The following is a 22,918-nucleotide window of genomic DNA, read 5'->3' as shown; positions in this document are numbered from 1 at the left end:
GAGAAGCCTTATGTCGCAATCGATTCGTGACAACCTCAAGCGCTTGCTGGCGCCTCGGCACCTGGCGTTCGTTGGCGGGCGCAGCATGGCGCGGGCGCTCAAGCGCTGCGCCGAAGGCGGCTTTGGCGGCGAGCTGTGGCTGGTCAACCCGCAGCATGACAGCCTGGAAGGCATCCCCTGCGTGGCACGGGTGGCCGATTTGCCCTGCGCCCCGGACGCGGTGTTCATCGCCACCAACCGTGAGCTGACCCTGCAGTGCGTTGCCGAGCTGGCCGCACGCGGGGCCGGTGGCGCCATCTGCTATGCCTCGGGCTTTGCCGAAAGCGGTGAAGAAGGCCGCCAGCTGCAGCAGCGCCTGCTCGATGCCGCTGGCAGCATGGCCTTGCTCGGTCCCAACTGCTACGGCCTGCTTGACTACCTGCACGGCGCCGCCCTGTGGCCGGTGGCCCATGGCGGCAAGCAGGTGGAGAAGGGCGTGGCGGTCCTTACCCAGAGCGGCAACTTCGCCTACAACCTGTCCATGAGCGACCGCTCGCTGCCGGTCGCCTACATGGCCTCGGTCGGCAACCAGGCGCAGCTGGGCGTGGCCGAGCTGATGGACGTGCTGCTCGATGACCCCCGTGTGACCGCCATCGGCCTGCACCTGGAAGGCCTGAAGAACGTGCCGGGTTTCGCCCGCGCCGCCCACAAGGCGTTGCTGCAGGGCACGCCGATCATCGCCCTGAAGACCGGGGTGTCGCAGATCGGCGCCGAACTGGCGCTCAGCCATACCAGCTCGCTGTCCGGCTCCGATGCCCTGTACGACAGCCTGTTCCAGCGCCTGGGGGTGATCCGCGTGAGCGGCCCGGTGAGTTTTGTCGAGACCCTCAAGGCTGCCGCCTGCGGGCGTTTGCCTGCCGACGGCGAGCTGATCGCGCTGGCCTGTTCGGGTGGTGATGCCGGCCTGATCGCCGACTATGCCGAGCGCAACCAGCTGAGCCTGCCCAAGCTGGAGCACGCCCAGGTCAGCGCACTGGCCGAGGTGCTGCCGGCCTACGCCAACCTGGTCAACCCGCTGGACTTCACCACTGCCATCTGGGGCGATGCAGCGGCCCTGCAACGCATGCTCGACAGCACCCTCAGCGGGGCGGCCGACGCGGCCATGCTGGTGCTGGACTACCCGGCGGCGTTTACCGGCGAACGCAAGGAATGCGACCTGCTGCTGGCGCTGTACTGCGATGCGCTGGAACGCCACGGCAAGGTCGGTTTCGTCACCTCGGCGTTCCCCGAGCTGTTGCCCGCCTGCGCCCGCCAGCGCCTGCATGCACGGGGTATCGCCGCATTGCAGGGTGTCGAGGATGGCTTGGCGGCCTGGGGCCGCATTGTCGCCTACCAGCGCAATCGCCAGCGCTTGCTGGAGCAGGGCGAGGCCGTACGGCTGCCGCTGTGCCCGCAAGCGCTTGCGGGCGAAAGTCAGCTGCTGGATGAATGGCAATCCAAGCAAGCCTTGCGCGCGTTCGGCCTGCCGGTACCAGCCGGGGTGCTGAGCACCCCCGAGCGCGCTGTGGCAGACGCGGCTCGCGTGGGTTACCCGCTGGTACTGAAGGCAGTCAGCGCCCAGTTGCCGCACAAGACCGAAGCCGGTGCCGTGGCCCTGAACCTGCGCGATGCCGCCGCCCTCGACGCCGCGCTGGTGCAAATGCGCCAGCGTATCGCCGCCTACGCCCCGCAGGTGGCGTTCGACCGGGTATTACTGGAACCCATGGCCGCACCGCCGCTGGCCGAGTTGATCGTCGGCATCAAGCGCGAGCCGGACTTTGCCCTGGCCCTGGTGATCGGTGCCGGCGGCGTGCTGGTGGAACTGCTCAAGGACAGTGTCAACCTGTTGCTGCCCACCACCGACAGCGCCATTCGTGCGGCGCTGCTGAGCCTGCGCAGCGCCAGCCTGCTGCAAGGCTTTCGGGGCCGCCCGGCCGCCGACCTCGATGGGCTGGTGGCGGCCATTCGTGCGGTGGCCGACTACGCCTGCGAAAACGCCGGGCAGCTGCTGGAACTGGATGTGAACCCATTGATGGTGGGTGCCCACGGCACCACCGCGGTCGATGCGCTGATCCGCCTCGGCCAGGCGCAAGGAGAACGACATGAGTGACAACAACCTCACCGCCGGCCAGGCGCTGGTGCGCCTGTTGGCCAACTACGGCGTCGAAACGGTGTTCGGCATCCCCGGGGTGCACACCCTGGAGCTGTACCGCGGCCTGCCCGGCAGTGGCATCCGCCATGTACTGACCCGCCACGAGCAGGGTGCCGGTTTCATGGCCGACGGTTATGCCCGCGTCAGTGGCAAGCCGGGGGTGTGTTTTGTCATCACCGGCCCTGGCGTGACCAACGCCGCCACCGCTATCGGCCAGGCTTATGCCGACTCGATCCCGATGCTGGTGGTTTCCAGCGTCAACCACACCGCCAGCCTGGGCAAGGGCTGGGGCTGCCTGCACGAAACCCAGGACCAGCGCGCCATGACTGCGCCGATCACGGCGTTTTCTGCCGTGGCGCTGCGCGGCGACGACCTGCCCGAGCTGATCGCCCGTGCCTGGGCGGTTTTCGACAGCGAGCGGCCACGCCCGGTGCATATTTCGGTGCCGCTGGACGTGCTGGCGGCGCCGGTCAGCCGCGACTGGAGCGCCGAGGTCGTGCGCCGCCCTGGGCGGGGTCAGCCATGCCGCGAGCTGCTTGACCAGGCCGCGCGCAAGCTGGCAGCCGCCAAGCGGCCGATGATCATCGCCGGCGGTGGTGCATTGCAAGCCGCCGAGCAGTTGCAGCAACTCAGTACCCGGCTGGCGGCGCCGCTGTTCACCAGCGTCGCCGGCAAGGGCCTGCTGCCAGTGGATGCGCCGCTGAATGCCGGGTCGAGCCTGTGCGTGGAGCCCGGTTGGCAGCTGATCAGCCAGGCCGACGTGGTGCTGGCCGTGGGCACCGAAATGGCCGACACCGACTTCTGGCGCGAACGCCTGCCGCTCACTGGCGAACTGCTGCGCGTGGATATCGACCCGCGCAAGTTCAACGACTTCTACCCCTGTGCCATGGCCCTGCACGGCGATGCCCGGCAAACCCTGGCCGGCTTGCTCGAACAGCTGCCAGACCTCGACCGTGACCCGGCCCAGGCCAGCGCAGCAGTGGCCAACTTGCGCCAGGCCATCCGCAATGGGCATGCGCCGTTGCAGGCCACGCACCAGGCGATTCTCGACCGCATTGCTGCCGTGCTACCCGACAACGCGTTCATCAGCAGCGACATGACGCAGCTGGCCTACACCGGCAACTATGCCTTCGCCAGCCGGGCGCCGCGCAGTTGGCTGCACCCCACCGGCTACGGCACCCTCGGCTACGGCTTGCCGGCCGGCATTGGTGGCATGTTCGCCACAGATCACCGCCCAGGCCTGGTGCTGGTGGGCGACGGTGGTTTCCTCTACACCGCTCAGGAACTCGCTACTGCCGTGGAAGAGCTGGATCGCCCGCTGGTCGTGCTGCTGTGGAACAACGACGCCCTCGGCCAGATCCGCGACGACATGCTCGGCCTGGACATCGAGCCGGTCGGCGTGCTGCCGCGCAACCCGGACTTCATCGGCCTGGCCCGCGCCTTCGGCTGTGCGGTGCGCCAGCCACGCGACCTGGATGCCCTGCAGGCTGACCTCGCCAGTGGCTTCGCCACCCCCGGGGTGACCTTTATCGAACTCAAACATACCTGCGTCTGCTAAGCCGCACACAACGACAATAACAAGAGAACACACCATGCCATTTCGCCGTACCCTTCTGGCCGCCTCCCTGGCCCTGCTGATCACTGGTCAGGCGCCGCTGTACGCTGCACCGCCGCTATCAATGGACAATGGCACCAGCGCCATGACCGTGCAGAACAGCAACGCCTGGGTCGAAGTCAGTGCCAGCGCCTTGCAACACAACATCCGCACCCTGCAGGCCGAGCTGGGCGGCAAGTCCAGATTATGTGCCGTGCTCAAGGCCGATGCTTATGGCCACGGTATCGGCCTGGTGATGCCGTCGATCATCGCCCAGGGAGTACCTTGCGTGGCCGTGGCCAGCAACGAGGAGGCCCGCGTGGTCCGCGCCAGCGGCTTCACCGGGCAACTGGTGCGGGTGCGCCTGGCCAGCCTCGGCGAGCTGGAAGAAGCCTTGCAGTACGACATGGAAGAGCTGGTCGGCAGTGCCGAGTTCGCCCGCCAGGCCGATGCGATCGCCGCGCGGCATGGCAAGATCCTGCGTATCCACATGGCGCTCAACTCCAGCGGCATGAGCCGCAACGGGGTAGAGATGGCGACCTGGTCCGGGCGTGGCGAGGCGCTGCAGATCACCGACCAGAAGCACCTCAAACTGGTCGCGCTGATGACCCACTTTGCCGTCGAAGACAAGGAAGATGTGCGCAAGGGCCTGGCGGCGTTCAACCAACAGACCGACTGGCTGATCAAGCATGCCAGGCTCGACCGCAGCCAGCTGACCCTGCACGCGGCCAACTCGTTCGCTACCCTGGAGGTGCCGCAAGCGCGCCTGGACATGGTCCGCACCGGCGGTGCCCTGTTCGGCGATACCGTGCCGGCGCATACCGAGTACAAGCGCGCGATGCAGTTCAAATCGCACGTGGCCGCCGTGCACAGCTATCCGGCCGGCAACACCGTCGGCTACGACCGCACCCTGACCCTGGCGCGCGATTCGCGCCTGGCCAACATTACCGTCGGCTACTCGGATGGCTACCGCCGTTCATTCACCAACAAAGGCCATGTGCTGATCAACGGCCACCGGGTGCCGGTGGTGGGCAAGGTGTCGATGAACACGTTGATGGTCGATGTCACCGACTTCCCCGACGTGAAAGATGGCAACGAAGCCGTGCTGTTCGGCAAGCAGGCCGGGGGTGAAATTACCCAGGCCGAGATGGAAGAAATCAACGGCGCACTGCTGGCCGACCTGTACACCGTATGGGGCAGTTCCAACCCGAAGATCCTCGTCGACTGAAACCGCCATTTAAGGGAGATTGCCATGCGCTACGCCAAGCTTACCCAACGCATTGCCGGCGACGGGGCTGCCGCCTGGGACATCCACTACCGCGCCCTGGCCATGCAGGCCGAGGGCAAGGACATCTTGCTGCTGTCGGTGGGGGACCCGGACTTCGACACCCCGGCGCCGATCGTCGAGGCGGCCGTCGACAGCCTGCGCGCGGGCCATACCCACTACGCCGATGTACGCGGCAAGCTGGCGCTGCGCCATGCCATCGCCAACCGCCACCGGCAGCGCAGCGGCCAGGCCGTCGATGCCGACCAGGTGACGGTGCTGGCGGGGGCGCAGTGCGCGTTGTACTGCGTGGCCCAATGTGTGCTGGAAGCCGGCGACGAAGTGATCGTCGCCGAACCGATGTACGTGACCTACGAGGCGGTGTTCGGCGCTTGCGGCGCCACGGTGGTGCCGGTGCCGGTCAAGCCGGAGAACGGCTTTCGTGTGTGCCCGCGCGATGTGGCCGAGCGCATTACCCCGCGTACCCGCGCCCTGGCCCTGAACAGCCCGCACAACCCCTCAGGCGCGAGCCTGCCCCGGGCGACCTGGGAGGCTTTGGCCGAATTGTGTATTGCCCATGACCTGTGGTTGATTTCCGACGAGGTCTACAGCGAGCTGCTGTATCAAGGCGAGCACATCAGCCCCGGCAGCTTGCCAGGCATGGCCGAGCGTACCGCCACGCTCAACAGCCTGTCGAAGTCGCATGCCATGACCGGCTGGCGGGTGGGCTGGGTGGTGGGTTCTGCCGAACTGGCCACGCACCTGGAAAACCTCGCCCTGTGCATGCTGTACGGCTCGCCGGACTTTATCCAGGACGCCGCCGTGGTGGCGCTGGAACAGCAACTGCCTGAGCTGGACGCCATGCGCGAGGCCTATCGGCAGCGCCGTGATCTGGTCTGCGAGCAGTTGGCTGGCTGCCCGGGAATCAAAGCCCTGAAACCCGATGGCGGCATGTTCGTGATGGTCGATATCCGCGAAACCGGGCTCAGCGCGCAGGCCTTCGCCGACCGCCTGCTGGGCAGCCAGGGAGTGTCGGTACTCGCTGGCGAGGCCTTCGGCCCGAGCGCCGCCGGGCATATACGCCTGGGCCTGGTACTGGGCACCGAGGCCCTGACCGACGCCTGCCAGCGCATCGCCCGCTGTGCCCGCGAACTGATGCAGGAGCAGGCCCATGCGTGACTACGCGCGGCTGTACATCGATGGCGCCTGGCAAATACCGGCCGGGCAGGGCATGGCCGAGGTGATCGACCCGGCCACTGAACAGGCCATCGGCCGGGTACCGTTGGGCACCGAGGCGGATGTCGAGCGGGCAGTGGCGGCAGCGCGGCGGGCTTTTGATGGCTGGTCGCGCACGCCTTCCGGTGTGCGTGCCGGTTACATCCGGGCGCTGGTCGCGCAGCTGAAAAGCCGCGCGGCGGAAATGGCTGCGGTCATCACCGACGAACTGGGCATGCCGGTGCAGTGGTGCCAGGCGGTGCAGGTGGAGGGGCCGATCGCCGGCCTGGAACAATACGCCGAGCTGGCCGGGCTGATGGATGAAGTGCGCGAAGTCGGCAACTCGCTGGTGTACCGCGAGGCGGTTGGCGTGTGCGCGTTCATCAACCCGTGGAACTACCCGCTGCATCAGCTGATCGGCAAGCTGGCGCCGGCCTTGGCTGCCGGTTGCACGGTGGTGGTCAAGCCCAGCCAGGAGACACCGCTGCATGCGTTTGTGCTGGCCGAGATGGTCGAGGCCATCGGCCTGCCGGCCGGGGTGTTCAACCTGGTCAGCGGCCCGGGGGCCAAGGTCGGCGAGGCGCTGGCCCGGCACCCGCAGGTGGACATGGTGTCGTTCACCGGGTCCACCGGCGCCGGGGTGCGGGTGGCCCAGGCGGCCGCGCCGTCGGTTAAACGGGTGTGCCTGGAGCTGGGCGGCAAGTCGCCGTTTCTGATTACCGCCGATGCGGACCTGCACGCTGCGGTGCGCCATGGGGTGCAGGACGTGATGATCAACTCGGGGCAGACCTGCACCGCCCTGACGCGCATGCTGCTGCCGGTCAGCCGCTATGCAGAAGCGCTGGAAATCGCCGAGGCCGAGACTCGCGCGCTGCTGATGGGCGACCCGCGTGACCCGGCCAGCTTCCTCGGGCCGATGTGCTCCGCCGGCCAGCGGCGCACGGTGCTCGACTATATCCGCCTGGGCCAGGAGGAGGGCGCACGCTTGCTGTGCGGTGGTGCCAGCGCCGGGTTCGAGCGCGGGTTCTACGTGGCACCGACGTTGTTCGCCGATGTCGACAACCGTATGCGCATCGCCCAGGAGGAAATCTTCGGCCCGGTGCTGTGCCTCATTCCCTATGCCGACGAGCGCCAGGCGCTGGCCTTGGCCAATGACTCGCCGTTCGGCTTGTCCAGCGCCGTGTGGGCCGGCAGCCGCGAGCACGGCCTGGCTCTGGCCCGGCAGATCCGGGCCGGGCAGTGCTTCATCAACGGTGGCGGGTTCAACTACCAGGCGCCGTTCGGTGGCTACAAGCAATCGGGCAACGGCCGTGAGTGGGGCGAGGAAGGCCTGGCGGAGTTTGTCGAGGTCAAGGCGGTGCAGTGCTGAACCGCAGCTGCAAGACACCCTGTTTCGTGTAAGGAGAATATTTGTGAATGTACTGATCGTCCACGCTCACCCCGAGCCGCAATCGTTCACCGCTGCCCTGCGTGACCAGGCCGTGGATACCTTCCGCGCCCAGGGCCATCAGGTGCAGGTCAGCGACCTGTACGCCATGGGCTGGAACCCGGTGGCCAGCGCTGATGACTTTACCCAGCGCGAGAACCCCGAATACCTGGTGTATGCGCTGGAGCAGCGCCAGGGCGTGAAGCGCGGCGCCATTGCCGCGGATATCCAGCAGGAGCTGGACAAGCTGTTGTGGGCGGATCTGCTGGTGCTGAATTTCCCGATTTTCTGGTTCTCGGCACCGGCCATGCTCAAGGGCTGGATCGACCGGGTGCTGGTGTCGGGGGTGTGTTACGGCGGCAAGCGCTTCTACGACCAGGGCGGCCTGGCGGGCAAGAAGGCGCTGGTGAGCGTGACCCTGGGCGGCCGTGAGCACATGTTTGGCGAAGGGGCGATCCACGGGCCGTTGGAAGACATGCTGCGGCCGATATTGCGCGGCACGCTGGCCTATGTCGGCTTCGATGTACTGCCGCCGTTCGTGGCCTGGCATGTGCCGTACATCAGCGAGCAAGCGCGGCAGGGCTTTTTGCAGCAGTACCGGCAGCGTCTGGAGCAGCTGTCGGACGACCAGCCGCTGGTGTTTCCGCGGCTGGCGCAGTTCGACGAGGCGCTTTACCCACTGGGGTGATTTCCTGCACTGGCCCTATCGCCGGCAAGCCAGCTCCCACAGGGACTGCATAGACCTCAAGCCTCTATGCAGTCCTGTGGGAGCTGGCTTGCCGGCGATAGGGCCAGTGGCCTTGACCCAAAATTCACCTGCCAGAAAACGACCACCCACACATTCGGGGTATGTCCCGCTGGGGCAAATCCCTCGATAGTGCATCCATCGGCTCGATCCGGAGCACTCACACGATGGAGTTGCCATGCGCAAGGTACTGAAGGTGATTGGCGGTCTGCTGCTGGTGTCTGGCGCCAGCCTGGCCCAGGCGGCAGAGGTGGACAACGGTAATACGCTGCGGCTGTACAACTGGACCGACTACATCGGCGAAACCACCCTGGCCGACTTCGAGAAGGCCACCGGCATCAAGGTTATCTACGACACCTTCGACGGCTACGAAACGGTGCAGACCAAACTGCTTACCGGCCGCTCCGGCTATGATCTGGTCATGCTCAACGCCTCGCTGGTGCCACCGCTGATCAGCGCTGGCGTATTCCAGGCACTGGACAAGCAGCAACTGCCCAGCTGGCACAACCTGGATGAGCAGGTGGTAAGCAACCTGCAAGGCTACGACCCTGGCCTGAAATACTCGGCGCCCTACACCTGGGGCAGTTCGGGGGTGACCTACAACGTCGACAAGATCACCGCACGCATGCCCGATGCCCCCATCGGCTCGCTGGCCATGCTGTTCGATCCCAAGATCGTTTCACGCTTTGCCGACTGCGGCGTCACCTTGATGGATGCGCCCACCGAAGTCATCCCGCTGGCCCTGCAATACCTCGGCAAGGATCCGCGCAGCGCCTCGCCGGCAGACCTCAAGGCAGCCGAAAAGCTGCTGCTGGGCATCCGCCCATACATTCGCAAGTTCGACTCGGTCAACTACCTCACCAGCCTGCCCAATGGCGACGTCTGCCTGGCGCTGACCTGGTCCGGCGACTATGCCACCGCCCAGGCCCGCGCCGTGGAAGCGAAGAAGGATATCAAGCTGTCGTTCTTCATCCCCCAGGAAGGCTCGCTGATCTGGTTCGACAACCTGTACATCCCCAAGGATGCACCCCACGCGGCCAACGCCCACCGTTTCATCGAATTCCTGCTGCAACCGCAGACCATGGCCAAGGTCACCGACTACATCCACTACGCCAACAGCAACGCCGCCGCCACCGCGCTGGTGCGTGACGAGATCCGCCAGGACCCGGCCATCTACCCCGACGCACCCACTCGCGAGCGGCTGTTCGCACAGAAAACCCAGAGCCCCAAGGACATGCGTGCCATCACCCGGGTCTGGAGCACGGTCAAGACCGGTTTCTGAACACTGCCCAACGATTCCCGCCAAGGAGCTGCCCATGGCCACCCCAAGCAAAGCATTGAACATTGCCCACGACCCGCTGGTGGAAGCCGACAAGGCCCACTACATGCACGGCTACCACGTGTTCGACGAGCACCGCGAACAAGGCGCGCTGACCATCGTTGCTGGCGAGGGCGCCTACATCCGCGACGCCCACGGCAACCGCTTCCTTGATGCCGTGGGCGGCATGTGGTGCACCAACATCGGCCTGGGTCGCGAGGAAATGGCCCTGGCCATCGCCGACCAGGTGCGTCAGCTGGCCTATGCCAACCCGTTCTCGGACATGGCCAACGACGTCGCCATCGAGCTGTGCCAGAAACTTGCCCAGCTGGCCCCCGGTGACCTTGACCATGTGTTCCTCACCACCGGCGGCTCGACCGCGGTCGACACCGCCTACCGGCTGATCCAGTACTACCAGAACTGCCGCGGCAAACCGCACAAGAAGCACATCATCGCCCGCTACAACGCCTACCACGGCTCCACCACCCTGACCATGTCGATCGGCAACAAGGCCGCCGACCGGGTGGCGGAATTCGACTATCATCACGACCTGATCCACCACGTCTCCAACCCCAACCCGTACCGCGCCCCGCACGACATGGACGAGGCCGAGTTTCTCGACTTTCTGGTGGCCGAGTTCGAGGACAAGATCCTGTCGCTGGGCGCCGATAACGTGGCAGCGTTCTTCGCCGAACCGATCATGGGCTCGGGCGGGGTGATCATTCCGCCCCAGGGCTACTTCCTGCGCATGTGGCAGCTGTGCCAGACCTACGACATCCTGTTTGTCGCCGACGAGGTGGTGACCTCGTTCGGGCGCCTGGGCACGTTTTTCGCCAGCGAGGAACTGTTCGGCGTCACCCCCGACATCATCACCACCGCCAAGGGCCTGACCTCCGCTTACCTGCCGCTGGGCGCGTGCATTTTCTCTGCGCGGATCTGGCAGGTGATCGCCGAACCGGGCAAGGGCCGCTGCTTCACCCATGGTTTCACCTACAGTGGCCACCCGGTGTGCTGCACGGCGGCGCTGAAAAACATCGAGATCATCGAGCGCGAGCAATTGCTCGATCACGTCAAGGATGTTGGCGGATACCTCGAACAACGCCTGCAGAGCCTGCGCGAGCTGCCGCTGGTGGGCGATGTGCGCTGCATGAAGCTGATGGCCTGCGTCGAATTCGTCGCCGACAAGGCCAGCAAGGCGCTGTTCGCCGATGATGTGAACATCGGCGAACGCATTCACAGCAAGGCCCAGGCCAGAGGACTGCTGGTGCGCCCGATCATGCACCTGAACGTGATGTCGCCGCCGTTGATCATCACCCATGCGCAGGTGGACGAGATCGTCGACACCCTGCGCCAGTGCATCATCGAAACCGCGCGCGAACTCACCGCGCTTGGCCTGTACAAGGGCCGATGAACCTGGCGCACAGGGCTGTGCGCGGGCGTGCCTGGCAGGCTAGACTGCCGGGCATGACCCAGGCCACCCCCGACACCCCGCTTACCCTCACCCTGGGCGCGCTGCAGCAATGGCATGCGGCATTGCAGCGCGCGCTGGCACACAGCGAAACGCCCGATGCGCTGGCGCATGTGGCTGCGGCCATCGGCCAGCTGGTGCAGGTCGAGTCGATGATGATCAGCCTGGAATGCCAGGGGCGGGCGCCGCAGTTGCTGTACCAGCAAGGCATCCCCGAACTGCACCGCGCCGCCGTGCTGGAGCGCTACTTCAGCGCCGGTTACCTGCTCGACCCGTTCTGCCTGGCGGTGCAAAGCGGCCTGGCCGAGGGTTTCTACCACCTGCAGGAAATCGCCCCCGACAACTTTTTCGACAGCGACTACTACAAGGCCTATTACCTGGGCACCGGCTGCAGCGAAGACAGTTACTACATTGTCGACGTCAGTGCCGGGCGCAAATTATCGCTGAGCCTGTTCCAGGGGTGCAGCGGCACACCCCTCGGTGCAGCGCAGATCGACCTGCTGCGAGCGGTTGAGCCGATGGTACGCGAGCTGCTGGGGCGCTATGCCCGGCATAACCTGGCAGCCGGCAACCCATCGGTCGAGCGCGGCAGCCTGCAGGCCGCGTTCGACAGCTTCGGCTGCCAGGTGCTGACCGACCGCGAGCGCGAGGTGGCGCACATGATCTTGCGCGGGCACTCGGTGAAGTCCACGGCGCTGCAACTGGGTATCTCGCCGGAGACGGTGCGCATGCACCGCAAGAACCTGTACCTGAAGCTGGAGATCAACTCGCAGTCGGAGTTGTTTGCGCGGTTTATCGACTGGTTGCGCGGCGATCACCTCGCAACCTAGAGGCTGATACGTTCATTTCAGGTACAACTCAGGCCCTGTAGGAGCGCGTTCACCCGTGAGCAGACCGTTACGGGCGGCACAGCATGCGCGGGCAAACCCGCGCCTGCATCGAGTGCGTGGAGCAGACCTCAAGCCACATCCACCAGCACTATCTCGCTATCCTCGATGGCGGTTACCCGCAGTACCTCCTCCTGCTCGATCGCCACACCATCGCGTGCCTTGGCCCGCAGCCCGTTTATTTCCACCAGCCCCTTGGCTGGCACCAGGTAACCCCGGCGTGCAGCATCGAAGCGATACTCGGCGGTTTCACCGGCACGCAAGGTGGCGGCCACCAGGCGCGCATCGGTGCGAATCTGCAGGCTGTCCTCGTCACCGGCACGGCCGCTGGCCAGGGTGACGAAGCCTTCGCCTCGCTCGCCTTTGGGGAACGGCCGGCTACCCCAGATCGGTGCATCACCGGTGCGCTCCGGCACGATCCAGATCTGGAAAATGCGGGTGTCGATGTCTTCCAGGTTGTACTCGCTGTGCACGATGCCGCTACCGGCGCTCATTACCTGCACGTCACCGGCTTCGGTACGGCCTTTGTTGCCCAGGCTGTCCTGGTGAGTGATCGCGCCTTCACGCACATAGGTGATGATTTCCATGTCGCGGTGCGGGTGCGGCGGGAAACCGCTGCCGGCGGCAATCAGGTCGTCGTTCCACACCCGCAGGTTGCCCCAGTGCATGCGCGCCGGGTCGTAGTACTCGGCAAACGAGAAATGGTGGTGGGCATCGAGCCAGCCGTGGTTGGCGTGGCCGAGGCTTTCGAACGGTCGCAGTTGCAGCATGGTCGTGCTCCTTGAATCAGTGGAATGACGCCATGATGCGTGAAATAAACATCGAAAATAAGCGTAAATATCGGCTGAAAATGATCAGATCTATCGATTGTTTTTGCCGCGCGGTTTATCCGCTTCATCGCCTAATCCACTGATCTGCAAGCATTCGCTGGCGATTTTTGACCGATGCGGCGAACATGCCCGCTGATTTTGTTTTTTCAACGGAGTGACCGTGGCCCACGAGCAACCCCTGGCCCCCGCCGACCTTGCCCCACCCGCCCAATTGCCCTGGCTTCGCCGCCTGGCCGCGCGCTTGTTGGGACGTGGACTGACCCGCCTGCAGGCGCAGCACCGCGACTCCTGGTTCCTGGGCCATGCCACCGGTCAGCGCAGTGGCCACGCCGATGGCGTGCACGAAGGCTTCGAGCGCGGGCGCCTGGAGGGTTATGAAGCCGGGCGCCAGGTGCTGGTGATCCGCGATACCCGCCCCGATGTCGCCGCGGTACCCGGCCAGGACGACAACCTCTTCGACGACTGGCGCCTGCCGTTGACTGCCGAACTGAAGAAGCGCTTCAAGGCTGATGTCGCCCAGCGCCTGCCGGCCGAGGTGCAACCCAGTGCGGCGCAATGGAAGCTGATTTTCAGCGACACGCCGTCCACCTGCGTGGTGGCCGGCGCCGGGGCCGGCAAGTCGACTTCGCTGGTATTGCGCATCCTGATGTTACGCCATTACCTGGGCTACGAGCTGGATGCGATGACCGTGGTCACCTTCACCCGCGAGTCGCGCAAGGACTTCATCAAGCGCCTGTTGCAGGTGTTCGCCCTGTGGCAGATCAACGTACAGCCGGTACAGGCCCGCGAGCTGGTGCGCACCTTCCATTCGCGCATCCTGCCGCTGGTGCGCAGCCTGCCTGGCTTTGGCCAGGTGCGGGCGTTCGAGACGCTGGGCAACGAGATGCCTGCCGGGCGCGAAGCCGAGGCCGACAGCAACCCGTTCGACCTGCGCCTGAACGATGCCCAGCGCCAGCAGCTCAACCAGTGCTACAGCAGCCTGCTGGGCGAAAGCCCGCGCTTCGCCGAGCTGGTCGGCCTGTTGCGCGGCGAGGCATTGCAGCTCAAGCCGCTGGACCCCAACAACCCCGACGTGCAGAAGCGCGCGCAGGTGACCCAGTTGGCTGCCCAGCGCGACGAAGAACTGTGCGACGTCATCGAAGACCTGTGGTTTGCCGCTGGCGCCTGGCCGATCAAGGGCATCGAGCCCAGCCGCGAAACGGTCGAGATCCGTGGCAGCCGCTTCCATGTGCATGGCCGGCTGGCCGGGGACGGGCCCCTGGTGGTGCTGGGCTTCGACCCGGCGGAGAGCGCGCAGTACCAGCGCCCTGGCGCCAAGCTTGCGGTGCGCGCCGAATGGGCCGTCAAGCGCACCTTGCTGCAGGCGTTCTGCGATCGGCCGCTGATCTGGCTCGACAACTACGCCATGGCCCGGCGCCTGGCAGCTTCCCTGGCTGGCGATGCCGTGGCAGGCCCTGGCTTCGAGTACAAGGTCAAGGGCGAGCTGGCCCCTGCGCCACTGCTCGATGCATTTGTCGGTGCGGCCAACTTCATCGAAAACCTGGGCCTGGACGTGAACACAGCCGTGGCGGCAATGAGCTTTCCGTCCGGCGACAGCGATGCGCTGTTCTTCGAAGCCCTGGCCTTGTACTGGAAAGCGCTGGAAGGGCACCTGCTGGACCAGTCGCCGCCGGTGATGAGCTACAACCGCATGTTCGCCCTGTTCGGCGAGAACAACCCGGAAAACCTGCACCTGCTTCCCGACCCGTTGCTGCGCCCGCTCGCGCACCTGATGATCGACGAGTTTCAGGACGTCTCGCCGCAGATCGTCAGCTGGCTGCGCGCCAGCCTCGCCGAAATCCGTCGGCGTGGCCCGGCGATGCACACCGGTCGACATGCCCAGCATTCGTCGCTGCTGTGCGTGGGCGACGACTGGCAGTCGATCTATGGCTGGCGCGGCAGTTCGCCCAAGTACTTCATGGAGTTCACCAAGGCGTTCCCGTCACCGGCCAACACGCGGGTGATGATGGTCGAGAACTACCGTTGCCAGCAGCAAGTGATTGATGCGGCCGAGCACCTGGTCAAGGGCACGCCGGCGATCACCGGCAAGAAAGCCCGGGCCAGTGGCCCGGCGGCAGAACTGCCAGGCTCGCCGGTGAAGGTGTTCGACCGTGACGAGGCCGCCCTGGGTGAAACACTGCTGGAGCATTACCAGCGTGGCGAGACAGTGATGATGCTGTACCGCAAGGGCAGCGACAGGGCGCTGATGAACGATCACCTGCAAGAAGTGTTGAATGCCGAGGCGGCATTGCCGGCCGAACAGCGCCGACTGCGTCAACTGACTTACCACAGCGCCAAGGGGTTGCAGGCCGATGCGGTGTTCATGCTGGGCGACTGCCAGTACCTGACCAGCTCGCCCTACAAGAACCAGGTGTACCGCCAGGCCGGGCTGGGCAAGCCTGGAGATGCGCAGCCGTTCGACACGGCGCAGAAGGACGAGGTGCAGCGCCTAGCCTATGTGGCGGTGACGCGGGCGGTCAGGCAGTGCTACTGGCACGTCGAGGCTGGCAACGGCGAGGCGGCCGCCGCACCTCGTGCGTCGAGCCAGGTGGATGGCCGGCAGGCCTTCTTCGAAGACTTGCGCGGCCAGTGAGGCTCAGTCCCGGTCGTTAGGGTCCTGCTGGGCCGTCAGGCGCTGGTACAGAGCGTCTTCCTCCGCCTGGCGGCCGTCGACCAGCTTGTCGAGCGCAGCCTTGTATCGACGGCTGTCAAGGTCCACGCGTGGCAGGCTGCCGGTTTCGTCCGGCATGGCCTCGGGGAGCACGCTGTTGAGCACCGCGAGTACCGGCTCATCCAACGTCGTTACCGCTTCGCTTTCAGGATCGAGGCAGTACTGCAGATAGTCCATGCCCCGGTACCACGGCTCATCCAGCGAGGCGAAGCGTTGGCTGAAGCGCTGCCTGATGAAGCGTCGCCAGCCTGGCTGCGCGCCTATCCAGGTTCGGCGTGCGGCTGCGTCGTCGTCCAGCGCTTCCACTGCCGCTTCGACATTGTCGACTGTGGCGTCGGAGATTTGTGCGTGCGTGAAGTACAGCATGTCCTGGCTGGGCTCTGGAAACTCGAGGCGTTGCGCGAGTGCCTGGCGCAACGCCAGGCGGATCTCGATGTCGTCCAGGCCGCCCTGCTGCAGTTGATCATGAGTGAAGTCGTCCAGCGGGTCCGGAATGAACTCGGGACGAACTGCTGGCCTTGTTGCCACAGGTGCGCTTTCCCACTGGGAAATTGCGTTGGCCTGCTCCAGGCGCGCAAGGTAGATACGTGCTGCCAGGGCATTGACTTGATCGCGACGGAATAGCTGGCGATAGAACTGGAACAGGCGCGGCCCCTGGATCTCTGTTTGCTGAATTTCCTCGTGGACCAGCACCTCGACCTGCAAGGCGCTGAACCCGTCAGCGCCGGCGTCGCCACAGGTGGCAGGAAAGTCCCCGGCACGCTCGTTCAAGCGTTCGAGTAGAGCGTGATCCTCGCCGGCCGCTTGCAGCAGCTGCCATACCTGAGCTGTCAGCACTTGCGGGTTGTGCTGGGCTTGGGCAGAGATCCCGACACGTGCGATCACCTCACGTAGCGACGGGTTGGCACCGTTTTCGAACAGGCCATCCCACAATGCCTGCTGCGCTGCGGATGCACCGGCAAGCCAGTTCACAGCATCGTCGGGCGCAGCGAAAGCACTGTGCTCCAGCACCGCTACACCGCTGGTTTGCAACGGGTGCGCTGTTTCAGGTACCAGGTCGTTGAAGTGGAAACCCCATTCGTGATCCAGGTGGGTCAGCAGGTTTTGGGTGTAGGCGCTGTCGAGGATCTGGGGCAGCTCAGGCAGGTCATGGATATTGTTGTTGCTGAGTTCAAGGGCGCGCAAGGCGTAGTCGTCACGGTTCATGAGTGCAGTGAGGTCAGCGGGCCAGGCACTCAGGTTGCACTCGGTCAGCGTGAGGGTGCGCAGACGATGCAGGTTGCTCAGCCGCGGGGGAATCGTGAGCGGGTTGTAGGAAAGGTCCAGCCCGAGCAGATGCTGCATCTGGTCGAAACGGGCCGACATTGTAGCGTCCAATGTAATGTTGTTGTCGCTGAGGTTCAGTTCTTGAAGGGGCAGGCGCGTCAATACCTGCAAGTCGGCGTCGGTGATCGCCAGTTGGGTGCCCCTGAAGGAAAGTGAGCTCAGCAGCGTCAGCCTGCCCAGTGCCTGATGTGCGGTCGCGCCCAGTTCGCCCAGCGGGCTGCCGGTCACCAGCAGCCGCCGTAACCGTGGCGCGCCCAGCAACGCGGTGAACACTGCATCGCCCGGCAGGTTGGGGTTGCCTGCCACATGCAGGCTTTCCAATCGTGGAAATGCCGCGAAAAAGCCGGAGGGGAGTGAACGTAACCCAAGGTCCTCGATAACCAGGGTGTGGATGTGGTCGAACGTTGCCACCGGCTGGGGCAGGTCTTGCAGTGCAAGGCCGCCCAGTATCAGCATGTTGCCGCCTTCGCGCCGGGATGCATGGCGCATGACCGTGCCGAAGGCTTCGCGGTTCTCACGCTCCACGCCGTGGGCTGCTGCAGCCCACTCCTGAAGGTTCTGCTCCTGGCTTTGCCGTTGGCGTTGCAGCTGGCCAAGTTGTTCGCTGACATTGCCACGCTGGCGTAACTCGCCGAGCAACGCGCGGCGCTGTTCGCCGGTCAGCGCGGGATAGAATTCTTGCAGGCGGCGCTCTTCGCTGCTCCTGCCGCCACGTCTGATCCATTCGCGCCAGTTGCCCCGCCCGCTAAGGGGATACCCCAAGCGGCCATCGGCAAGGCGCAAGGGCGAACGATAGCCCGGGCGTACCGGTTGCTGGCCAATCAGTCGCCCGGCATGGGAACGGTCGGCGAGTGCAGCTTCCAGCAATGACATTGGGCTGGCGCCAGGGTTCTCTGCCTGCAGCGCTGCAGTCAAGCGCTCGCTGTCGGCATTGGCCAGGCCTTCGCGGTACATGCCCAGCATGGCGCGGTCCAGGCGCAGGTGGGCCTGGTGCCTGCGTGCTTCTTCGGCGATACGTAACGGCACGCGGCCACCCAGCATACGCGTCCGTTCTGCTGCGCTTGCCCGGCTGACGATAGCGTTCAACATCTGGTTCGGCAGGCTGGAAAACTGACGGTGCAATGCCTGTGCAGCTTCCTGCAGCGCGGGCTGCCTGCTTTGATACAGTGCCTGGAACAAAGCACCACGCCTTGCCTCGAGGTGTTCGGCGAGTTGCGCATCAAGGGCACCGGCGCGGGAGAATGGCAGATAGTTGCCGCGCAGTAGCGTGCCGGCGGCCTGATCGTCCATCTGTTGCAGCACGGTCTGGCTCAGCCTGCCGAGCTCGAGGTCGCTTCGGGTCACCTCTATCACCACGGTCGAGGCCTGACTGGCTTTGCCGTAGGTTACCGATTTACCCCAGGGTTCCGGCCCATCGAACACTTTCAGCACATGGTCGGCGGGCCATCCCTGGAGTTCGACCAGGCTGTTCAGCGCATACTGTTTGTTTGTTGGTACTGATAATCCGTGGCGTATGCGGGTGATCAGATTACCCGCCTCCTGGTCGATGACTAGCCGCTCGATGGCGTCGACCAACAGCGGTGGCACGCCGTCTTCATTGATATGGGCATGACGCAGCTGCGCTTCATCGAAACCAGTGCAACGTAGCGCCTTATCCAGTTCGAGGTCACTCAGGGCTTCTGCGTTGGGGCCGATACGCCGAAGCAGCTCCGCCCGATCCCAATCCAGAGGGTGCTCACCGATAGTGCGCCAGGCACCCTGAGCCACATGCCGCACGGTTGGGCGATAGGCCTCGAGGTCTGTCGGGTGGCTGATTCGCCATTGCCCTGAAGCGTCCTGTACCTGCTCGAACAATTTGCCATTCAGACGGATGAAGTGACGCTGCTGGTGAACGTACTGGCCCTGCTCATTGGCCTCCAATGTGTCAGGCAGTTGTACGTCGCTGGCATAGGCATCCAGGGCTGGCTGCCACAAGCGTTCACTGCCTTCATGTTCGATGCGCACCAGCGAGTCGACGAAACGGGACTGTGCAAGCAGTCCAGCGCCTGCACCGGTGGCCGCTATGAGTGCGAGGTTCAGCAGCACCGACTCGAGCTGCGCCGCGGCCTGCACCTTGTCATCGGCCTCCCATGCCTCGATACCTGCAAACACGCTGTGCATCAGCTGCGCGGCGCCAACGGCCAGCATCACGGTATTGAGCCCTGGTATGAACAGTGCCGCCACATTGGCCAGATCCAGCCCTGCCGACAGCCAATGCTCGAACTGTTCCAGGCGGGCGTTGGCATCCACCAGGGCAGTGGGTACCACGAGCGTTGCGGCGTCGGCTTTGAGCCTGTTTGCATGAGTGAGGTACAAATAGGCCCAGGGCGCAGGTGGCAGTTCGGTGGCCTTGTACAGCACGCGCGCAGACGGTTTGGGAAGCGTGGCTGGCAGGTTGGGGGGAAGCAGCTCATCGAAAAGGCTTTCGTGCAGGCGCTTGGCCAGTTGCCCTTGCAGCGACTGAGGTGCGAAACGGATGATCGTCTGCAGTAGCCGCCGATCCTGCATTCGCCGTGTCAGCGCCTTGGCGGCCTCGCCGGTGGAAGGGTACTCGGCGACGGGGCTGTCGTGCGCGCCGGGGATGTAGACGATGCGCGAGGACTCGGTGCTGCCGATCACCAGCACCTCGTGCAAAGGCACCTGGAACAGGTCCAGCCGCCAGCATCTCACTGGTACTTGACCCTCGGCAATTATGGTATCGGCCACGCACAGGCGGTTCACTGCCTGCAGACCATCGCTGCTCAGCTTGCCACGCAATACCGCGATTTGTGCCTGAACCATCAGTTCGTCACGGCTTGCCTGAATGTACTGTTGCTCGATTTCGGCCTTCTGGCTGCCGTCATGGATAGAGGCCAGATGGTCCTGGTATCGCTTGCCCAAGTCCAGCTCACGGCATGCTTGAATGAAGGTGGCGGGTGTCCAGCCTGTCAGCGGATTGGTGCTGGTTTTACTGTGAAGGAGCAGGCTGTAGGGGCCCGCTTCATCATCACCGGTGAAGTTGTGCATGGCCGCTTCCAGCAACGACACCTTGCGAGGCTTGCCATCGGGGTCGTACGCGTAGCGTGTCTGCTCGGCTGGTGCGGCAAACCCGGGCTCGCTCTCTGTAGGGAGGAACGGCCTGCGTTTGAACGGCTGGAAGAAATACACGGCCTTATCGACCGGTACTGCGATGCCCAGCCGTTGTTCCAGCAATGGCTTGCAGAAGTCAGGGATGCTTTTCAGCGCCTTGAGCGTCTTGTGCAAGCTTTTGCGGCTGTTGTCACGTTGTGCGATAGCGCTGCGCAGCGCCTGACGTTGGGCTTCTGTTGCGGTCTCATACCAGGGGTAAGGTTCGCCGTTGGCTTGTTGGTAATCCGCGCGAAGGGTGTTCAGCATTGCGCTGACCTGCGGGCTTGGCGTGTGCCGCGACCAGTAAGGCAATGTGCGTTCGATCTGGCGCAGGTGGTAGGGCGTTGCGGCTGTCATGGTGTGGCTCCTGTCAGGGTGAGGGGCCATTGCATGCCAGGCAAGGCGTGAAGCGGCGGTAGTTAGTTAGCCCACGATGTGTCGGTCTCGCTTATGCCAGCGTCGGGCAGGCATCAACGCCGCCGCAGACATCGCGCGAAGGTTGGTTGTCACCGTCTGCCAGGTCTTAGACAGGAAGCCAGCCATGCGCTCATCATCGACACCCAGGGACCACTTGCTGGACAACAACGGCATTGAAATCGCCGTGCGCTGTTGGGGCCCGGAGGACGGCATACCGGTCCTGGCCCTGCATGGCTGGCTGGACAATGCCGCCTCCTTCGACCGGCTGGCACCGCTGCTGGAACACTGTTTCGTGGTCGCCCCGGACCTGGTCGGCCACGGTCGTTCGGACCACCGCCGCCACGACAGTGGCTACTACCTGTGGGAGCATGCCGAAGACATGCTGGCGGTGACCGACAGCCTGGGGCTGAGGCAATTTCATGTGCTGGCCCACGGCATGGGCACCGGGGTGGCGTCGCTGCTGGCGGCGATGACCAGCGGCATCGCCAGCATGACCTTCCTGGATGGCATGGGCGCGCCGTTCACGGTGGCCGAGGATGATCGTGTGCAGCACATTGCCCGCGCCTACCGGCTCAAACGGATGGTGCAGCGCAGCCAGCTGCAGGGCTTTGCCGAGCCGGGCAGCGGCCGCTTCGACGACCTCGACACGGCCCTGGCGCAGCGTCGTGAGCGCCTGGACACCGAGCTGTCGGAAGGCGCCGCGCGCCTGCTGGCCCGGCGCGACCTGCTGCAGCTGGGCGATGGTTATTGCTGGCGGCATGACCCGCGCCTGGTACTGCCCGAGCCCATGCCGCTGACCGAGCGCGAAGCCTGTGACCTGCTTGGCCAGATCAGCTGCCCGCTGTACTTGCTGTTCGGCCGCCAGGGGGCCTTTACCGGCGAGGCCTTTACCCGGCGCCAGGCGGCCTTGCCCGGCCAGGCGAAGATATCCTGGCACCCGGGCGGGCACCACTTTCACCTCGATGCACCGGACCGGGCGCTGGTCGATCAACTGCTGCGTATCCTGACCCGCCACGAAGGGGGAGTGCTGCAACGGTTGGTCAACGAGTAGCTGTTTGTGGTCACGCTGCGTGGACCTGGGCTATGGTGGCGGATGCATGATTACAACCGCCACAAGGAGCCCGGCATGCGACCGTTCGCCGTCAAGCACATCGATCACCTCGTGTTGCGGGTCAGTGACCTGCAACGCAGCGTTGCCTTCTACACCGAGCTGCTCGGCTGCACGGTCAGCCGCGTGCGCGACGACCTGGGCATGGTCCACCTGGCCACGGGCACCGCGATGATCGACCTGGTGACCCTGGACGGCCCGCTGGGCCAGCCTGGCGGTGCGGCACCTGGGGCCGAGGGGCGCAACCTGCATCATTTCTGCCTGCGCATCGAGCCGTTCGATGAGCCGGCGTTGACGGCATACCTGGAGGCAGCGGGGGTGAAGGTGGAGCCTGCCGAGCAGCGCTACGGCGCCGAAGGCGAGGGGTTGTCGCTGTACTGCTACGACCCGGATGGCAATCAGGTCGAGCTGAAGGGGCCCATACCCGCCGCCAAGGCAACATGAGCAACCTGCACCGCGCCGAGCACTGGGTCGATACCGCCGAGGGCAAGCTGTTCGCCCGGGAATGGCTGCCGCCGCAGGCACCGGTGGTGCCCATTGTCCTGTTGCATGACTCGCTCGGTTGCGTGGCGTTGTGGCGCGACTTTCCAGCCCAGCTGGCACATGCCACCGGGCGCCGGGTGATCGCCTACGACCGCCTGGGCTTTGGCCGCTCCGACACTCACCCGGGCAGGCTGCGGCTGGGCTTTGTCGAGGACGAGGCGCAGCTGGGGTTCGCGGCGTTGCGCGAATATTTTGCCATTGGCGACTTCATTGTCTTTGGCCACAGCGTGGGGGGTGGTATGGCCGTTGCCTGCGCGGCGGCGTTTACCGGCCAGTGTGTGGGGCTGATCACCGAGTCGGCGCAGGCTTTTGTCGAAGCACGCACCCTTGCAGGCATACGTGCAGCCGCCTTGCAGTTTGCCCAGCCCGGGCAGATGCAACGGCTTGAGCGCTACCACGGCGGCAAGGCTGAATGGGTGTTGCGCGCCTGGGTGGACAACTGGCTGGGCGAGGATTTTGCCGGGTGGAGCCTGAATGCCGTGTTGCCGCAGGTGCGCTGCCCGTTGTTGAGCCTGCATGGCGATAACGACGAGTTTGGCTCGCAGGCGCATCCCGAGCGCTTGCTGGCATTGACTGGCGGGCCGGGAGTGATGCGGCGGCTGCCCGGGTGCGGGCATGTGCCGCACCGTGAGCAAGCGGAGACGGTGCTTGCACAGGTCGTGCAGTTTTTGCGCTGATTGCGCCTGTACGAGCTGCGGCATGGCTATCGCTCATGGCCAGTGGATATCCCCGTAAAGCCGATTATGCTTC

15 protein-coding genes are annotated in these 22,918 nt (G+C 65.0%); 13 read left to right on the top strand and 2 right to left on the bottom strand.

Features of this window, described 5'->3' with window-relative positions:
• Positions 1-10 precede the first annotated feature (10 nt).
• The 9 genes from AC5O5I_RS17045 to AC5O5I_RS17005 all read left to right on the top strand — a co-directional run bounded on the left by AC5O5I_RS17045 (position 11) and on the right by AC5O5I_RS17005 (position 12,030).
• Complete coding sequence (locus tag AC5O5I_RS17045) at positions 11-2,128, top strand: acetate--CoA ligase family protein (RefSeq protein WP_494511210.1); 2,118 nt, start codon at positions 11-13, stop codon at positions 2,126-2,128.
• Complete coding sequence (locus AC5O5I_RS17040; protein ID WP_172218832.1) at positions 2,121-3,728, top strand: 5-guanidino-2-oxopentanoate decarboxylase; 1,608 nt, start codon at positions 2,121-2,123, stop codon at positions 3,726-3,728. Before AC5O5I_RS17045 ends, AC5O5I_RS17040 begins: the two co-directional genes overlap by 8 nt.
• 34 nt (positions 3,729-3,762) lie before the next feature.
• Positions 3,763-4,992 carry an alanine racemase gene (gene alr, locus AC5O5I_RS17035; protein WP_172218830.1) on the top strand — a complete coding sequence of 410 codons (1,230 nt, stop codon included), beginning with the start codon at positions 3,763-3,765 and terminating at the stop codon, positions 4,990-4,992.
• A gap of 24 nt (positions 4,993-5,016) precedes the next feature.
• Entirely contained in the window at positions 5,017-6,207 is a 1,191-nt protein-coding gene (locus AC5O5I_RS17030; protein WP_494511209.1) for a pyridoxal phosphate-dependent aminotransferase, read from the top strand.
• A complete protein-coding gene (locus AC5O5I_RS17025; protein WP_172218826.1) occupies positions 6,200-7,612 on the top strand; it encodes an aldehyde dehydrogenase family protein in 1,413 nt (470 codons plus the stop codon). Before AC5O5I_RS17030 ends, AC5O5I_RS17025 begins: the two co-directional genes overlap by 8 nt.
• A gap of 43 nt (positions 7,613-7,655) precedes the next feature.
• Complete coding sequence (locus tag AC5O5I_RS17020) at positions 7,656-8,357, top strand: NAD(P)H-dependent oxidoreductase (RefSeq protein ID WP_172218824.1); 702 nt, start codon at positions 7,656-7,658, stop codon at positions 8,355-8,357.
• A 235-nt stretch (positions 8,358-8,592) separates the two neighbouring features.
• Entirely contained in the window at positions 8,593-9,696 is a 1,104-nt protein-coding gene (locus tag AC5O5I_RS17015) for a polyamine ABC transporter substrate-binding protein (protein ID WP_172285410.1), read from the top strand.
• A gap of 34 nt (positions 9,697-9,730) precedes the next feature.
• The gene (locus AC5O5I_RS17010; protein WP_494511208.1) at positions 9,731-11,143 is read left to right on the top strand and encodes an aminotransferase; all 1,413 of its coding nucleotides are present in this window, start codon (positions 9,731-9,733) and stop codon (positions 11,141-11,143) included.
• A gap of 53 nt (positions 11,144-11,196) precedes the next feature.
• Positions 11,197-12,030 (top strand): helix-turn-helix domain-containing protein, encoded by an 834-nt coding sequence (locus tag AC5O5I_RS17005; RefSeq protein ID WP_256676238.1) that lies wholly within the window; start codon positions 11,197-11,199, stop codon positions 12,028-12,030.
• A 128-nt stretch (positions 12,031-12,158) separates the two neighbouring features.
• Here the strand turns inward: AC5O5I_RS17005 and AC5O5I_RS17000 are convergent, their stop codons facing one another.
• On the bottom strand, positions 12,159-12,857 hold the full coding sequence (locus AC5O5I_RS17000) for a pirin family protein (RefSeq protein ID WP_172285412.1): 699 nt from the start codon (positions 12,855-12,857) through the stop codon (positions 12,159-12,161).
• A gap of 220 nt (positions 12,858-13,077) precedes the next feature.
• Here AC5O5I_RS17000 and AC5O5I_RS16995 point away from each other — a divergent pair, with 220 nt between their 5' ends.
• Entirely contained in the window at positions 13,078-15,549 is a 2,472-nt protein-coding gene (locus AC5O5I_RS16995) for a UvrD-helicase domain-containing protein (RefSeq protein ID WP_494511207.1), read from the top strand.
• A 3-nt stretch (positions 15,550-15,552) separates the two neighbouring features.
• Here the strand turns inward: AC5O5I_RS16995 and AC5O5I_RS16990 are convergent, their stop codons facing one another.
• Entirely contained in the window at positions 15,553-20,457 is a 4,905-nt protein-coding gene (locus AC5O5I_RS16990; RefSeq protein WP_494511206.1) for an NEL-type E3 ubiquitin ligase domain-containing protein, read from the bottom strand.
• A 184-nt stretch (positions 20,458-20,641) separates the two neighbouring features.
• On the opposite strand from AC5O5I_RS16990, the gene AC5O5I_RS16985 reads away from it, so the two are divergent.
• The 3 genes from AC5O5I_RS16985 (at position 20,642) to AC5O5I_RS16975 (ending at position 22,845) form a co-directional block, all read left to right on the top strand.
• Positions 20,642-21,568, top strand: coding sequence for an alpha/beta fold hydrolase (locus AC5O5I_RS16985; protein ID WP_494511205.1), 927 nt, complete (start codon positions 20,642-20,644; stop codon positions 21,566-21,568).
• 75 nt (positions 21,569-21,643) lie between these two features.
• Positions 21,644-22,069 (top strand): VOC family protein, encoded by a 426-nt coding sequence (locus AC5O5I_RS16980; RefSeq protein WP_172218809.1) that lies wholly within the window; start codon positions 21,644-21,646, stop codon positions 22,067-22,069.
• On the top strand, positions 22,066-22,845 hold the full coding sequence (locus AC5O5I_RS16975; protein WP_172287427.1) for an alpha/beta fold hydrolase: 780 nt from the start codon (positions 22,066-22,068) through the stop codon (positions 22,843-22,845). The genes AC5O5I_RS16980 and AC5O5I_RS16975 overlap by 4 nt, the downstream gene beginning before the upstream one ends.
• Positions 22,846-22,918 lie beyond the last annotated feature (73 nt).

The organism is Pseudomonas sp. 9_2_1 (assembly GCF_059295275.1).
Note: the sequence above shows the minus strand (reverse complement) of the source record. Positions and strands in the feature narration are given on the sequence as shown.